This is a genomic window from Pseudomonas sp. R45(2017) (assembly GCF_002112305.1).
Classification (GTDB): domain Bacteria; phylum Pseudomonadota; class Gammaproteobacteria; order Pseudomonadales; family Pseudomonadaceae; genus Aquipseudomonas; species Aquipseudomonas paraglycinae.
The window spans coordinates 332,251-346,843 of record NZ_NEHH01000008.1 but is presented as its reverse complement, the minus strand read 5'-3'; the positions used below and the strand labels follow the sequence as shown (position 1 = coordinate 346,843).

The window sequence follows — 14,593 nt, the reverse complement described above, 5'->3', positions numbered from 1 at the left end:
GCTTCACGCTCAGTCGAGGGGCAGGGCGGCGCTCAGGGCCTTGAGCAATTGGGCTTCGCTGAAGGGTTTGAACAGGCACTCCACGGCGCCACTGTTCAGCAGCTTCGCCTGTTCGCTGGCGTCGCCGTGCGCGGTGATGAAAATCACCGGAATGCGATAGTCACGGCGCAGCAGCTCCCGTTGCAGATCCGGGCCCGACATCCCCGGCATGGCCACGTCGAGAATCAGGCAATGGGTCAGGTCCAGATAGGGCGATGCCAGAAACGCCTGCGCCGAGGCAAACGCCTGGACGGCAAAGCCGAATTCCTTGATCAGATCAGGCAGGGATTCACGAACCGATTCGTCGTCATCGACCACCGATACGAGCAAATGCGTACCCATCAATCATTCTCCACGGTGCGATCGGCGAGGTCGCGGTTATCGGTTTGCGGCAAGTCCGTCGAATTCGGGATGGCAAAGGTAAACGTCGCTCCCGGGCCGTCGTTGGCGGTGGCCCACAGCTTCCCGTCGTGGCGCTCGATGATCGAGCGACTGATGGACAGACCGACGCCCATGCCCGAGCTTTTGGTGGTGTAGAACGCGTTGAAGATGCGCTCGATGTCCTGCGGATCGACGCCGTTGCCGCTGTCTTTCACCGCCAGGTAAACGCTCTCGTCCGTCGCAAGGCCGGTGCTGACGATCAATTGCCGGGGCCGGCCGTGGATCGCGCTCATGGCCTCGGCGGCATTCATGATCAGGTTGAGGATCACCTGCTGAAGCTGGACCCGGTCACCCCTGACCAGCGGCAGCGCTTCGGCAAATTGCGGATGCAGCACCACGCCGTTGCGTTGCAGCTCGCCCAATAGCATGGCGATGACTTCCCGTGCCGCGTCATTCAGATTGACGTCTTCAAGGGTGATGCTTTTCTTCGAGAACAGCGCTCGCAGTCGATTGATCACATCGGCCGCGCGATTGCCGTCGCGAATGGTGCGGCGCGCGGTTTCCCTGGCACCGTCGACATTCGGCGGATCCGCACCGAGCATGCGCAGGCAGGTGCTGGCGTTGGTGATGATGCCGGCCAGCGGTTGATTGACCTCGTGGGCAATCGACGCCGTGACCGCGCCAAGGCTGGCGACTCTGGCCAGGTGCGTCAGTTCCGAGCGCGCCTTGCTCAAGACCTCTTCGGCGAGCCGGCGCTGGGTGATGTCCTGCAGGGCGGCGATGTATTCGAAACCGTCCGGCGCATGGGCGATCGCGTGCGCCACCAGCCGCACGTATTTCACCGTGCCGTCGGGCATCAGCAGTCGATGTTCGTGTTCGAAGTCACGCCCCTTGCGGCGTTGGCGCTTGATCATTTCCCGATGGCTGGAGATGTCGTCCGGATGCACGCGGCGATAGATCGCCTCGAAGCCCGGCGGGGTGTCCGGGTCCAGTTCAAGGATGCGGTAGACCTCGTCCGACCAGGTGATCTCGTCGGTACTCACCCGCCAGGAAAACGTGCCGGTGGCACTCAGGCGTTGGGCCTTGGCCAGAAAGACTTCCGCCCGTTTGCGGTCTTCGATATCCGTGTTCTCGCCATACCAGCGCACGACGCGCCCGGTGTCATCGCGCTGGGGTACGGCGCGGATCAGAAACCAGCGGTAAACGCCGTCGAAGCGTTTCAGTCGAGCTTCGTACTCACCGGCGCTGCCCGATTGCAGAATCCCTTGCCAATAGACTGCCAGGCCCGGTGCGTCGTCCGGGTGGATGGACGCCGTCCAGCCATGGCCGCAGGCCTGTTCGAGGGACATGCCGGTGTAGTCGCACCAGCGTCGATTGACGAAGCCGACGCTGCCTTCGGGCGAGGCGCTCCAGACAAAACCGGGGACGGCATCGATGATCCCGCGCAAGCGCTCTTCCGATGCGCTGACTTCAGCGAGGGCACTGGCGATCAAGGCCTTGTCCCGCCGGCGCTCGTCGATGTCGACCTGCAGCACGCACCAGCGTGTGATGGTGCCTTCGCTGTCTCTGATCGGCAGGCCGCGCACATGGAACCAGCGATAGACACCGTCGGCGCGTCGGATGCGATGCTCGATTTCATAGGGAGTGCCGGTGCCGACCGAATGCATCCACGCGGCGATGACCGAGGGCAGATCGTCCGGGTGCACGGTTTCGCCGGCCTGCCATTTTTTCAGTTCATGGAGCGGGGCGCCGATGTAGTCCATGATTTGCCGGTTGACCTGCTCCAGCTCACCGGACGGCGTCATGAAGGCGACCATGGCCGGGATGCTGTCGATGATGGCTTCGACCCCCGGCATGGGCATGATCTCGTCACTGGCGCGGTCTGGACCGTCCTCGATGACGCGCTCCTGCTCGTTCGTCATACCGATTCTCATTGTGTGCAGTCACCGTTGAACAAAGATGCGCCTTCTGCTGGCACTCGCCCATCATACTTTGGTGTCGCCTGTAGCGAATATCGGCTGCCGTCGCACACTGCGACGGGCATCACAGTGGCGCTTTTGTAAGCCACTGTATCTACGGCTCTTCGAGCCATACAAGCATGCAAATGAGCCTGTTCGCGAAACTGCGCGGATACACCACCCGCTCACTCTTGGCCCTGGTTTCAACGTCCTTCGACGTTGAGTGAAAGCAACGTGACGTCCGCGCTCCTGCCACCCGAAAGGCAGCAGTACCGGTCGTCCCGATGACAGGGCAGAAGATTATGAAAGCAGTGGTTATCCAGGCCTTTGGCGGGCCCGAAGTGTTGACGGTGCAGGACATTCAACTGGCAGAACCGGGGCCCGGACAGGTCCTGGTCAAGGTCATGGCAGCGGGCATCAATTTCATGGACACCGGTGTCCGGCGCGGGCTCGGCGGCTCCTGGGCGTTGCCGCTGACGCCGGGTGCAGAAGGCGCCGGCATCGTTCTGGCCGCCGGCCCGCAGGTAACGGAGTTCGCTGTCGGTGACCGCGTGGCCTGGCATTACGTGCCGGGCAGCTACGCCAAACAGGTGATCGCCCCGGTCAGCCAGTTGGTGCCGCTGCCGGACGATATCGACTTTGCCACCGCCGCCAGCCTGATGATGCAGGGCCTGACCGCCAGCAATCTGGTGGACAAGGTGCATGCGATCCAGCCGGGTGACGTGGCCTTTGTGCACGCGGCGGCGGGTGGCGTGGGATTGATGCTGACCCAGTTGATCAAACTGCGGGGCGGCAAGGTCATTGGCCGGGTGTCCCATGCCGACAAAGTGGAGGCGGTGCTCGCGGCCGGGGCTGACTATGTAGTGATCGGGCGAGCGCAAAACATTGCCGGACAGGTCATGCGCCTGACCGAGGGGCAGCGGGTGAATGTGGTGTACGACGGCACGGGCGCGGAAGGTTTCGCCGACTCGCTGGAGATGCTGGATTACTTCGGCACCCTGGCCTTGTACGGGCCGTTCATGAACCCGATCCCGCCGATCGATATCTTCAGCATGCCGCGCAGCATCAAGCTGACGTATCCCTCGGTCATGCACTACGTGCGCGATCGCGAGGTGCTGCTGGAAAAATCCCGGCAACTGTTCGCGTGGGTCAGCACCGGCAAACTGAAAACCTTCATCGGCAAACGTTATTCACTGGACGAGGTGCAACAGGCCCATCGCGATATCGAGTCGCGCAACACGACGGGCAAGCTGATCATCGTCCCTTAGTGCCACGCCAGATCAGCAGGGCCGCCAACACCTGGCTACCGGCGAAAAACGTGAACAGGTGTTGTGCGGTCCATCCGGCATCCAGCAGAAAACCGGCGACCAGCGGCGAAATGATCGCCCCCAGACGCCCCATCCCCAGCACCACGCCGACACCGGTCGTACGAACCGAGGTGCAGAACGCTTGAGGAGCCAGGACATACAGAGCCGCGACCGCACCATTGAGCATCAGCCCCAGCGTGACTGCCACGAGTGTCGCCAGACCGGGGACGCGAGTGGCCGGCAGCATCAATGGCAGCAGGGCGGCGTTGAGCAGCAGAAACCCCGACAACAATCGCCGGCAGCCGAAACGATTGGCCGCCAGTCCCAGCAGCAGGGCACCGAGCATCCCCCCCAACGCCAATAACACTCCGATCCGGGCGCCTTGTTGGTCGGTAAAACCATTGTGGACCAGCAGGCTCGGGGTCCAGCTCATGACGAAGTAAAAGCAGAACATCAACAGAAAGAGTGCCAGTGCCAGCGATGTGGTCTGTTGCGACTGACCGGGCAAAAGCGGTCGGCTGGGGTTGTCAGGCGACGCTGTAGCGATTGGCGTGCGGCGTTCGAGTGCCAGAAATGACGGCGACTCTCGCAGCCAAAAGACGCCGGCAAGCGCGGCTGCCAGCGTGATGCAACCCCCGGCCAGAAAGACATACCGCCAGCCCATCAAATCATTGAGTACATGAGCCAGCACTCCGCCCAGACTCGCGCCCATGGCGAAGGCGAGGGATTGCAACGCGATGGCCAGATTGCGCCGCTGCGGGCTGGCGTGTTCGAACGTCAGCACGTTCGCCCCCACCAGCACCGCCCCCGTGCCGATGCCGGTCAGCAGTCGCAAAAGCATCAGTACGTGATGATCCGGGCTCCAGAACGACAGCAACATGCTCAGGCCGCTGAGCAGCAATCCGGCGAGCAACAAAGGCCTGCGCCCGAAGCGGTCGGCCCTGGGCGCGGCCAGCAGCGAACCGAGCGCCATCCCGACCAGGCTTGCGCTCAACAACAGGCCCAGTTGCGCGCCGCTCAACGCCCATTCGGCCGCAACCCGGCTGGCGGTGAAGGCCATGGCCATCACGTCGAGTCCGTCGATCACGTTGAACAGCATGCACAGCCCGATCACCCACCACGGCGAAGTGGTCGATGGCGTACTGCTCAGGCGTTCGAGCGCTGTCTCCCCACGCATCCGCGATCCTTGTTCCGCTCTGTGATTCAAATGGGTCTTTTCCCCGCCGCATTCTGCCCGTTAACCGCTGCTGAATTCGAGCGCGATTTTGTGCGCCAGGCCTGCGCGTCATACCAAGGTATCGACCGACACCATCGTGTAATCGCCCCGGTGCCAGCGCAGTGGTCTGATCCGATTGGCGATGCCTTTCGAATAATGACTACAAGGAGATCCATCATGGTTGCGCTTTCGTCCGGTCTTACCTGGCGCCATTGCCTGGCGTCATCCATCAGGGGCGGCGCGCTCGGCATTGCCGTACTCGCTGGCAGCAGCGGGGTCTGGGCCGCGGATCCGTCGCAAGCCATTCGCCCGTACACCATCCATGTTGACGAAGCGAAGTTGAGCGATCTGCGCAAACGCATCGCCGACACCCGCTGGCCGGACAAGGAAACGGTCGGCGACGTGTCCCAGGGAGTGCAACTGGCGCAGGTCCAGGCGTTGGTGAAGTATTGGGGCGACGGCTATGACTGGCGCAAGGCTGAAGCGAAGCTCAACGCCTTGCCGGAGTTTGTGACCACCATCGACGGCGTCGACATCCAGTTCATCCATGTGCGTTCGCGCAATCCCAATGCGATGCCGCTGATCCTCACCCACGGCTGGCCGGGTTCGCAGTTCGAATTCCTCAAGACCATCGGCCCGCTGACCGACCCCGTGGCCTATGGCGGCAAGGTCGAGGACTCGTTCGACGTGGTGATCCCGTCTATTCCCGGCCATGGTTTTTCCGGCAAACCGACCGAGCTCGGCTGGGGCCCTGACCGGGTGGCGAAGGCCTGGGATGTGTTGATGAAACGTCTGGGCTACAGCCATTACGTGTCCCAGGGCGGCGATCACGGCTCGGTGATATCCGATGCACTGGGTCGCCTGGCGCCGCCCGGTTTGCTGGGCATCCACCTGAACATGCCGGCCACCGTGCCGCCGGAACTGGTCAAGCCGATCAACAGCGGCGACCCGGCACCGGCAGGGCTGACTGCACCGGAGGTGACGGCCTTCAATTCGCTCAGCCAGTTCTTCGGTCGTAACGCCGCTTACGGCGCAATGATGGTGACCCGGCCGCAAACCATCGGTTATCTGCTGGCCGACTCGCCCGCCGGCACGGCCGCGTGGATGTATGAAAAATTCGCCGCGTGGACCGACAGCGACGGTCAGCCCGAGAAAGTCCTGAGCCGCGATGAAATGCTCGATGACATCAGCCTGTACTGGCTGACCGACAGCGGGGCGTCGTCCTCCCGTTTCTACTGGGAGAACAACAACAATAACTTCAGCGCCGCCGCGCAGAAGACTGCCGACATCAAGGTGCCGGTGGCGATCACCGTGTTCCCGCACGAAATCTACCGCGCGCCGAAAGTCTGGTCGCAGCGCGCCTATCCGTCGCTGGCCTACTTCAGCGAAGTCAGCAAGGGCGGTCACTTCGCGGCATGGGAGCAACCGCAACTGTTCAGCGAAGAACTGCGCGAAGCCTTCCGGCCACTGCGCGCGGCTGCGCAGAAAACCGCTGCTCAGGCAGCCCGCTAACCCTGCAATTCGCAAGCCCTTCAACACCAAGTCCGGAACCGCCGCCCGGCGGTTCACGAGGGAGACTCGGCATGACTGACTCTAACGCTGTAACCCCATCCCGGCGCGTGCTCGCCGTTTCGATCCTGGCGCTTGCGCTGGGCATCGCTTCGGCATACGCCAGCGCCGCTGAAGTGCCCGCCGGCAAGATCGACGCCATTACCGCCGGCACCAACGTTTCCTTCGGCGCGCTGAAACACGTCAAGGCTGGATTGCTGGACGTGTCCTACGCCGAAGTCGGTCCCGCCGACGGTCCGGTGGTCATCCTGCTGCACGGCTGGCCCTACGACATTCACAGCTACACCGACGTGGCGCCGGCACTGGCGCAGAAGGGCTATCGGGTGCTGATTCCTTACGCGCGCGGCTATGGCGACACACGTTTCCTGTCTGCCAAAACCGTGCGCAACGGCCAGCCGGCGGCGCTGGCCAAAGACCTGATCGACTTCATGGACGCCCTGAAAATCAAGCAGGCCGTACTTGGCGGCTATGACTGGGGCGCGCGTACCGCCGACATCGTTGCAGCGCTCTGGCCCGAGCGGGTGAAGGCGCTGGTGGCGGTGAGCGGTTACCTGATCGGCAGCCAGGAAGCGGGCAAGACGCCGCTGCCGCCGGCGGCGGAGTTGCAGTGGTGGTATCAGTTCTACTTTGCGACCGAGCGCGGTCGCCTGGGTTACGAAAAAAACACCCATGATTTCGCCAAACTGATCTGGCAGCTGGCCTCGCCGAAGTGGACCTTCGACGACGCGACCTACGACCGCAGCGCCGCCGCGTTGCAGAACCCGGATCACGTCGCCGTGTCGATCTTCAACTACCGCTGGCGCCTGGGGCTGATCAAAGGGGAAGCGCAATACGATCCGCTGGAGAAAAAACTGGCGACATTCCCCTCGATCGGCGTGCCGACCATCACTCTTGAAGGCGACGCCAATGGCGCGCCGCACCCACCGGCCGAGGCCTACGCCAAACGCTTCACCGGCAAGTACGAATACCGGCTGATCAGCGGCGGCATCGGCCACAACCTGCCGCAGGAAGCGCCGCAGGCGTTCGCTCAGGCGGTGATCGATGCCGATCATCTCTGACTGCTGGCCTGAGGGGATCCGACGATGAAACTCAACCATTGGGCCGTGTTGCCGGCGGCCATTGCGCTCGCGGCACTGGCGGCCACCGGTGTCGCGTTGGGCGAGGCCGATGAGGGCGATGCCTCGCCGATCTACGGCGTGAAGCTGCCGAAAAACTATCGCCAGTGGGCGCTGATTGCCCCGGCCCAGGAAGCCGCGCCGCTGGATGAACTGCGTGCGGTGCTGGGCAATGACCGGGCGATCAAGGCTTACCAGAGCAAGACGCTGCCGTTTCCCGACGGCACGGTGCTGGTGAAGCTGGCGTGGAAACACGTGCAGTCGCCGGAGTTCGAGCCGGCCTCGATTCCGGGGGCGGCCACCACCGTTCAGGTGATGGTCAAGGACTCGCGCAAATACGCCTCGACCGGTGGCTGGGGATTCGGCCGGTTCATCGATGGCAAACCCGCCGATCAAGCCCAGCACCAGACCTGCTTTGCCTGCCATCAGGCGCGGGTGCAGAACCACGATTTTGTCTTCACTCGATACGCTCCCTGAATCCGTCATACGAGGAACATCCAGATGAAAAAAACACTGATTGCACTGAGCATCGCTGCGGGCCTGTGCCTGGGCGCCAATGCCTTCGCCCAAACCGCCAAACCCACGGTGGTGCTGGTGCACGGCGCATTTGCCGACGCGTCGAGCTGGAACGGCGTGGCGAAGATTCTCGAGAAGGATGGCTACACGGTGATCGCCGCCGCCAATCCGCTGCGCGGCGTCAAGAGCGATGGCGCAGCGGTATCGGCATTGCTGAGCAGCATCCAGTCGCCGGTGGTGCTGGTCGGTCACTCCTATGGCGGCAACGTCATCAGTGATGCGGCCAACGATCATGCCAATGTCAAAGCGCTGGTCTACGTCAGCGCGTTTGCCCCCGAGGCCGGTGAAACCGTCGCCGGTCTGGCCGGCAAGTTTCCCGGCAGCACCCTAGGGCCAACGCTGGCGCCACCCGTTGCGCTGGCCGATGGCGGCAAGGACCTGTACATCCAGCAGAGCAAGTTCCACGATCAATTCGCCGCCGACGTCCCCGCTGCACAAGCGGCCCTGATGGCCGCGACTCAACGTCCGGTCACCGAAGCCGCGCTGAACGAGCAGGCCGGCACGCCGGCCTGGAAGCACATTCCGTCGTGGTACATCTACGGCGACAAGGACAAGAACATCCCGCCCCAGGCGATGGCGTTCATGGCCAAGCGTGCGGATGCCAAGGCCGTTGAGGTGGTGAAGGGCGCCTCGCACGTGGTGATGGTGTCGAACCCGGCCCCGGTGGCGCTGCTGATTGAAAAAGCCGCTGCAGCCAACTGAAAACCTGCGACGTGCCGAGGCGCGTCGCAGGTCTGTCACCCCCGGCTCAGGCAACGGACACCTGCGGCGATCCAGCCGGTGCCAGTCTGAGCAGGGGTGTGATGCCGAGCATCAACAGCAGTACCGCGAACAGCAAGGTGTACGCCGGGCCATAGTGTCCGGCGTATTCGCGCAGGGCACCGAACAACAGCGGCCCGAGCGCGGCGATCAGGTAACCGATGAACAACATGAACACCGTCCACAATCCGGCCTGTTCACTGGTGCTGGCGTGATCCAGCGGCAAGGTCATGGCCACGGTAAAACCCATGCCCAGGCCGATGGCCGCGAGCACCACGTACAGCATCGGCCAGTACGCCGGCAGGAATGCCATGCCGCCCACCCCGAGCAGGGCCAGCAACGCCGACAGCCCAAGCAAACCGCGCCGGTCGTGGGCCTTGCCCGGAATCAGCCCCGCAACCACGCTGGCCACGGCGAACACCGCGGTAAAAATGCCCAGCAGAACGCCCGGGGAAACACTCGATGTGGCCGCTTCCACCGACGCTGGCGCCATCCAGGCGAAGAGGGCGTAAACCACGAATTGACCGGCACCGAAGTTCAACGCGATCAGCCACGCCTGCAGATTGCTCCATGGCAGACGTTTGCTCGGACTCGACGGCGATTTCACTACAGGCGCCGGTGTCGCAAAACGCCGCGCCATCCACACCCAACTGGCGATGGCGGTGACACACAGCACGCTCCAGAACCCGGCGCTGACCCGCCAGTCCTGCGCCAGCTCGGCAATCGGGGCGCTGAGCACCGCCGCGAGAGTCGCGCCCAGACTCAGGCCGCCGGCATAAATGCCCATGAACAGCGCCGGCCGCTGCGCAAAGTGGGTCTTGATCCACGCGCCGGTCATCGCGCCGGCTACGGCAATGCCGATGCTGGCGAAGAACGTACTGCCGAGCAGGAAAAATGCATTCGGCGAGATTGCCCGCAGCAAGGTGGACGCGCCCAGCAACGTCAGTGCGACCACCACACTGCGATCGATCCCGAAGCGTCTGGCCAGGCTCGGAACCACCAGCGCGAACACGCCCATGCAGATGTCGGGAATTGAAGTCAGCAGCGCGGCCTGGGTATAGCTCAACTGGAAGTGCTGCTGGATCAACAGCAGAATCGGCCCCACCGAAATGATCGGCGGCCGCAAGGCGATGGACAGGATCAGCAGGCCGATCACCGCCGTGACGCTCTGCTGGTGGCCGGAGAGATTGCGGGTGATTGCCATGGGAGAAGCCTCATTGATGAACAATGAGCGCAAGGCTAACAATGGGCCGGCCATGGCAAATGCCAGGGTTTGTCGCCAAAGTGACAATCGCCGCTTTAACACGATCAAGGTGTGTTTTCAGGAGACTCCAGCCGATGAAACGAGAGGTGCGCAAGGTCATTGCCAGGCGTGAACCCGCGCCGCGCAGCGAACGTTATCCCGACTATCAGGATGTGCCGCGGGTAATGACCGTGCTGGTGCGCGATCAGTCCACCGGCGAATACAACGAGCCGCACGAGCATCGACACGGGCAATTGCTTTATGCCTCGAACGGGGTGATGCGGGTGGCTACCGAGCGCGGGTTGTGGATCCTGCCACCGAAGCGCGCGCTGTGGATTCCGCCCGGGATGGTCCACGACCAATTGATGCTGAGCGCGGTCAAGATGCGTTCGATCTACATCGAGCCGCAAGTCTGCGCAGGGCTGGGCCATCACTGCAAAGTACTGGAGATCCCCGGACTGCTGCGCGAGTTGATTCTGGCCCTGGCCGAGCAACCAATCGAATACCCGCAGGAAGGCCGCAACGCGCACATCGTGGCGTTGATACTCAGTGAATTGCAGGGAGCCCGGACGTTGCCGATCGAAGTGCCGTGGCCGGCCGACCGGCGACTGGTCACGGTGTGCGAGGCGATTCTGCAGGATCCCGGACAAGACCATTCGATCGGCTATTGGGCAGACCGGGTCGGTGCCAGTTCGCGCACGCTGATACGCCTGTTCGTCAATGAAACCGGCCTGAATTTCCGCCACTGGCTGCAACAGGTGCGGCTGGCGACCGCCATCGATCGGCTCGACAAGGGGCAATCCGTCGGGGTGATTGCCCGGGATCTGGGCTACGCCAGCCAGAGTGCCTTCAGTGCCATGTTCAGGCGAGTGATGGGTGAATCGCCCCGTGAATTTCTCGTCCGCGATTAGGGCATTCAGGTCATTCCGATACCTTCGTATTCTGTCGTCGAAGGGAGGCGGGTGGTATCAATGACACTGCTGTTGCAGGTGCACTGAACACCCACCCGCGTTCCGCTAGGAACCTTCGAAGAGTGAGAATCCTGATGCTTTTATACCTATCGACCTGGTCCGAAATAGCGCAATTCCTCGAACGCAGCCGCACCATCGTCATCCCCATCGGTTCCAACGAACAGCATGGGCCGACCGGCCTGCTGGGCACCGACTGGATGTGCCCGGAAATCATCGCCCATGAAGCGCAGAAAAGCGCCGACATCCTGATTGCCCCGACCTTCAACATCGGCATGGCGCAGCATCACCTCGGGTTTCCCGGCACCATCTCGCTCCGGCCTTCGACCTTCATCGCCGCCATCGCCGACTGGACCCGCTCGCTGGCCGCCCACGGCTTTGAAAAGATCTTTTTCCTCAATGGCCACGGCGGCAACATCGCGTCAATCGAAGCGGCGTTTTCGGAGCTGTACGCCGAAGCGAGTTTCGCCCGACGCAAAGCCGGGTTTGCACTGAAGCTGTGCAACTGGTGGGATCTGGAAGGGGTGAACGAGCTGGCGCGTGAGCAGTTCCCGACCGGCCACGGCATTCACGCGACGCCTTCGGAAATCGCCGTGACCCAATGGGCCTACCCCGATTCCATCAAGTCGGCCGACTACTCGCCGCAGATCGCCAACTGGGGGCCGATCCGTGAAGCGGCGGATTTCCGCGCCCGTCACCCGGACGGCCGCATGGGCTCGGACCCGGCGCAGGCTTCGCCGGAAAAGGGTCGGCAACTGGTGGAAATGGCCGCTCGCGGTCTGGTGCAGGAGGTGCAGGCCTTCAGCCGCGAATCACTGCCTGACTGATTCGTACAAACAACAACGCCCGGATAATCCGGGCGTTGTTGTTTCGGCTCCCTGCCAGCGTCATTGCAGATCAGCCCAGTGCCTCAATGGCGTGCGCAACTCCTGCGCCATACGCCGGATCTGCCCGGGTGCAGTGGTCGATGTGTCGTTGTTTCGACTCTGCGCTGGCGCCATGGATCGAGCGTGCGGTGTTCTCGAACAAGACCTGTTGCTGGGCGGGGGACATGGTCCGGAACAGTGCACCCGGTTGCGAGAAGTAGTCGTCGTCCTCGCGGTGATTCCAGTGCCCGGCGCTGCCTTTCAGGGCCAGCGGTGGTTCGCTGAAATCCGGTTGCTCGGCCCACTGCCCGTAGCTGTTGGGTTCATAGCCGATTGTGCTGCCCGCGTTCGCATCGGTGCGCATCTGGCCGTCCCGGTGGTAGCTGTTGACCGGGCAGCGCGGGGCGTTCACCGGAATCTGGTGATGATTGACGCCGACGCGATAGCGCTGTGCATCGCCGTAGGAGAACAGGCGCGCCTGGAGCATTTTGTCCGGTGAAAAACTGATGCCCGGCACCACGTTGGCCGGGTTGAAGGCCGCCTGTTCGACGTCGGCGAAGTAGTTGTCAGGGTTGCGGTTGAGTTCGAGCACGCCGACTTCGATCAGCGGGTAATCCGCGTGAGGCCAGACCTTGGTCAGATCGAACGGGTTGATCGGGTAGGTCTCGGCGTCCAGTTCCGGCATCACTTGCACGTAAAGCTTCCATTGCGGGAAGTGGCCTTCCTCGATGGCGCTGTACAGGTCGCGCTGGGCACTTTCGCGGTCATCGCCGATCAGGGTCGCGGCTTGTTGATCGGTCAGGTTCTCGATGCCTTGTTGAGTTTTCCAGGTGAACTTCACCCAGAATCGTTCGTTCGCCGGGCTGATGAAACTGAAGGTGTGGCTGCCGAAACCGTGCATGTGGCGGTAGGTGCGCGGCAGTCCGCGGTCGCTCATGACAATCGTGACCTGGTGCAGCGCCTCCGGCAGCAAGGTCCAGAAATCCCAGTTGTTGCGGGCGCTGCGCATGTTGGTGCGCGGGTCGCGTTTGACCGCATGGTTGAGGTCGGGGAATTTCAACGGATCGCGCAGAAAGAACACCGGCGTGTTGTTGCCCACCAGATCCCAGTTGCCTTGCTCGGTGTAGAACTTGATGGCGAACCCGCGGATGTCACGCTCGGCGTCCGCCGCGCCACGCTCGCCGGCCACGGTCGAAAACCGGACGAACACATCGGTGGTCTTGCCCACGCTGGAAAACAGCCTGGCCTTGGTGAAACGGGTGATGTCGTGGGTGACGGTGAAGGTGCCGAACGCGCCCGAACCCTTGGCGTGCATGCGCCGCTCGGGTATGACTTCCCGATCGAAGTGCGCCAGTTTTTCCAGCAACCAGACGTCCTGCAACAGCATCGGGCCTCTCGGGCCTGCCGTCTGTACGTTGTTGTTATCAACCACGGGCGCGCCCGCAGCAGTCGTCAGCTTGTTCATGCGCAACTCCTGGCTTTTGTCGGTTTCCCGCCATCACATCAAAAGCCCCGGGCGCGATCTATTGCACCATGGTGTCGCCGGATAGTACGAAGGTGTGGTTGGAATGGATTGCGTTTTGCTGTCGGCAAAAGACGGATCAGGCGAGGGTGATGCTGACCTTGATGTTGTTGCGCGTGGCCTTGGAGTAGGGGCAGTTCTGGTGCGCTGCGTCGATCAGCTGGAGCGCCACTTGCGGTTCGATATCCGGCAGCGAGACCGCCAATTGGGCCTGCAGGAAGAACCCTTGCTCCCCATGAGCCAGATCGACTTGCGCATTAACCATCGCTTGTGCAGGAAAACCGATCTTGCGCGCGTTGCAGGCATGGCGCAGCGAGCCGAGGAAGCAGGCCGACCAGCACACGGCGAACAATTGCTCGGGGTTGGTTCCGGTGCCCGGCGCACCCGGTGGCGACAGCTTGAGATCCAGTCGGCCATCGTCACTGCGTCCTGTGCCCTCGCGGCCACCTGTGGTGCAGGTATGGGCGGAGTAGAGGGTTTTTTCGATATCGATCATGGGCATTCCCTGAAGAGCATTTCTCAGCGTGGAGGGCGGTTCATGTGGCCCGCGTGGGTTCATGACAATCGCGTGCAGATGCACCCGCCAGCGCGTCGGCCGTGGCCACGACTTCAGCGCCGCGATGGCCAATATTGTTGAGCAGGGTCGAGCGGGCGATCTCGATCAGCCAGGCGCGAAACGGAAAGCTCGGGTCATGGGCGGCCTGTTCCTGATAGAGCGCCCTGAAGGCCTGCTGAACGAGGCCGCCGGTGTCTTCGCGACGGATCCGCCCGGCCTGCACCTGACCTTCGTAAAAGGCGATGAGCAACGGCGTCACCGTCGCGAACAGCTGTTGCGCCTCACCCCGGCCATGCCTGACGGCGCCCGCGACCAAGGCATACAGTTCGTCGTTGCCGAGCCGGCCTGACTCGCACAGGCAAGTGTGGCGATAACCTTCAGCCATGGTCGAATCCCTCGCAAAACCATTGTTCGAATGAGCGCGGCTGCCGAAAAGATTTGCAGGTGGCCCGGCGTTCAGCGGTGAGATTCAAGCCTGCCTTCACAGCCGAATGACTACCAGTTATGCGTTGTTAGCG

The 14,593-nt window shown here is 62.7% G+C and carries 14 protein-coding genes; 7 read left to right on the top strand and 7 right to left on the bottom strand.

Features of this window, described 5'->3' with window-relative positions; genetic code table 11:
- Positions 1–9: 9 nt before the first annotated feature.
- Together CAF74_RS20365 and CAF74_RS20360 are read right to left on the bottom strand one after the other, a co-directional pair.
- Positions 10–381, bottom strand: coding sequence for a response regulator (locus CAF74_RS20365; protein ID WP_039771030.1), 372 nt, complete (start codon positions 379–381; stop codon positions 10–12).
- Entirely contained in the window at positions 381–2,342 is a 1,962-nt protein-coding gene (locus CAF74_RS20360; protein WP_256578395.1) for a PAS domain-containing protein, read from the bottom strand. Before CAF74_RS20360 ends, CAF74_RS20365 begins: the two co-directional genes overlap by 1 nt.
- Positions 2,343–2,680: 338 nt before the next feature.
- Between CAF74_RS20360 and CAF74_RS20355 the strand changes: the two genes are divergently transcribed.
- A complete protein-coding gene (locus CAF74_RS20355; protein ID WP_176240502.1) occupies positions 2,681–3,646 on the top strand; it encodes a quinone oxidoreductase in 966 nt (321 codons plus the stop codon).
- On the opposite strand, the gene CAF74_RS20350 is transcribed toward CAF74_RS20355, so the two are convergent.
- Positions 3,633–4,862, bottom strand: coding sequence for an MFS transporter (locus CAF74_RS20350; RefSeq protein WP_085747546.1), 1,230 nt, complete (start codon positions 4,860–4,862; stop codon positions 3,633–3,635). The genes CAF74_RS20355 and CAF74_RS20350 overlap by 14 nt on opposite strands.
- A gap of 216 nt (positions 4,863–5,078) precedes the next feature.
- Here CAF74_RS20350 and CAF74_RS20345 point away from each other — a divergent pair, with 216 nt between their 5' ends.
- The 4 genes from CAF74_RS20345 (at position 5,079) to CAF74_RS20330 (ending at position 8,863) form a co-directional block, all read left to right on the top strand.
- Entirely contained in the window at positions 5,079–6,413 is a 1,335-nt protein-coding gene (locus tag CAF74_RS20345; protein ID WP_085747545.1) for an epoxide hydrolase family protein, read from the top strand.
- Between the two features lie 71 nt (positions 6,414–6,484).
- Complete coding sequence (locus CAF74_RS20340) at positions 6,485–7,528, top strand: alpha/beta fold hydrolase (protein ID WP_085747544.1); 1,044 nt, start codon at positions 6,485–6,487, stop codon at positions 7,526–7,528.
- Between the two features lie 24 nt (positions 7,529–7,552).
- Positions 7,553–8,062: a cytochrome P460 family protein gene (locus CAF74_RS20335; RefSeq protein WP_085747543.1), complete on the top strand. Its 510-nt coding sequence runs from the start codon at positions 7,553–7,555 to the stop codon at positions 8,060–8,062.
- Positions 8,063–8,086: 24 nt separating this feature from the next.
- Positions 8,087–8,863, top strand: a complete 777-nt coding sequence (locus CAF74_RS20330) for an alpha/beta fold hydrolase (protein WP_085747542.1) — start codon at positions 8,087–8,089, stop codon at positions 8,861–8,863.
- A gap of 46 nt (positions 8,864–8,909) precedes the next feature.
- Here the strand turns inward: CAF74_RS20330 and CAF74_RS20325 are convergent, their stop codons facing one another.
- The gene (locus CAF74_RS20325; protein ID WP_085747541.1) at positions 8,910–10,124 is read right to left on the bottom strand and encodes a CynX/NimT family MFS transporter; all 1,215 of its coding nucleotides are present in this window, start codon (positions 10,122–10,124) and stop codon (positions 8,910–8,912) included.
- A 134-nt stretch (positions 10,125–10,258) separates the two neighbouring features.
- On the opposite strand from CAF74_RS20325, the gene CAF74_RS20320 reads away from it, so the two are divergent.
- Both CAF74_RS20320 and CAF74_RS20315 read left to right on the top strand, forming a co-directional pair.
- On the top strand, positions 10,259–11,074 hold the full coding sequence (locus CAF74_RS20320; RefSeq protein WP_085747540.1) for a helix-turn-helix transcriptional regulator: 816 nt from the start codon (positions 10,259–10,261) through the stop codon (positions 11,072–11,074).
- 134 nt (positions 11,075–11,208) lie between these two features.
- A complete protein-coding gene (locus CAF74_RS20315) occupies positions 11,209–11,958 on the top strand; it encodes a creatininase family protein (protein WP_011333687.1) in 750 nt (249 codons plus the stop codon).
- Positions 11,959–12,028: 70 nt separating this feature from the next.
- On the opposite strand, the gene CAF74_RS20310 is transcribed toward CAF74_RS20315, so the two are convergent.
- The 3 genes from CAF74_RS20310 to CAF74_RS20300 all read right to left on the bottom strand — a co-directional run bounded on the left by CAF74_RS20310 (position 12,029) and on the right by CAF74_RS20300 (position 14,460).
- Positions 12,029–13,462: a catalase gene (locus tag CAF74_RS20310; protein ID WP_085747539.1), complete on the bottom strand. Its 1,434-nt coding sequence runs from the start codon at positions 13,460–13,462 to the stop codon at positions 12,029–12,031.
- Between the two features lie 136 nt (positions 13,463–13,598).
- Entirely contained in the window at positions 13,599–14,015 is a 417-nt protein-coding gene (locus CAF74_RS20305) for an organic hydroperoxide resistance protein (protein WP_085747538.1), read from the bottom strand.
- A gap of 40 nt (positions 14,016–14,055) precedes the next feature.
- A complete protein-coding gene (locus CAF74_RS20300; RefSeq protein WP_085747537.1) occupies positions 14,056–14,460 on the bottom strand; it encodes a hypothetical protein in 405 nt (134 codons plus the stop codon).
- Positions 14,461–14,593 lie beyond the last annotated feature (133 nt).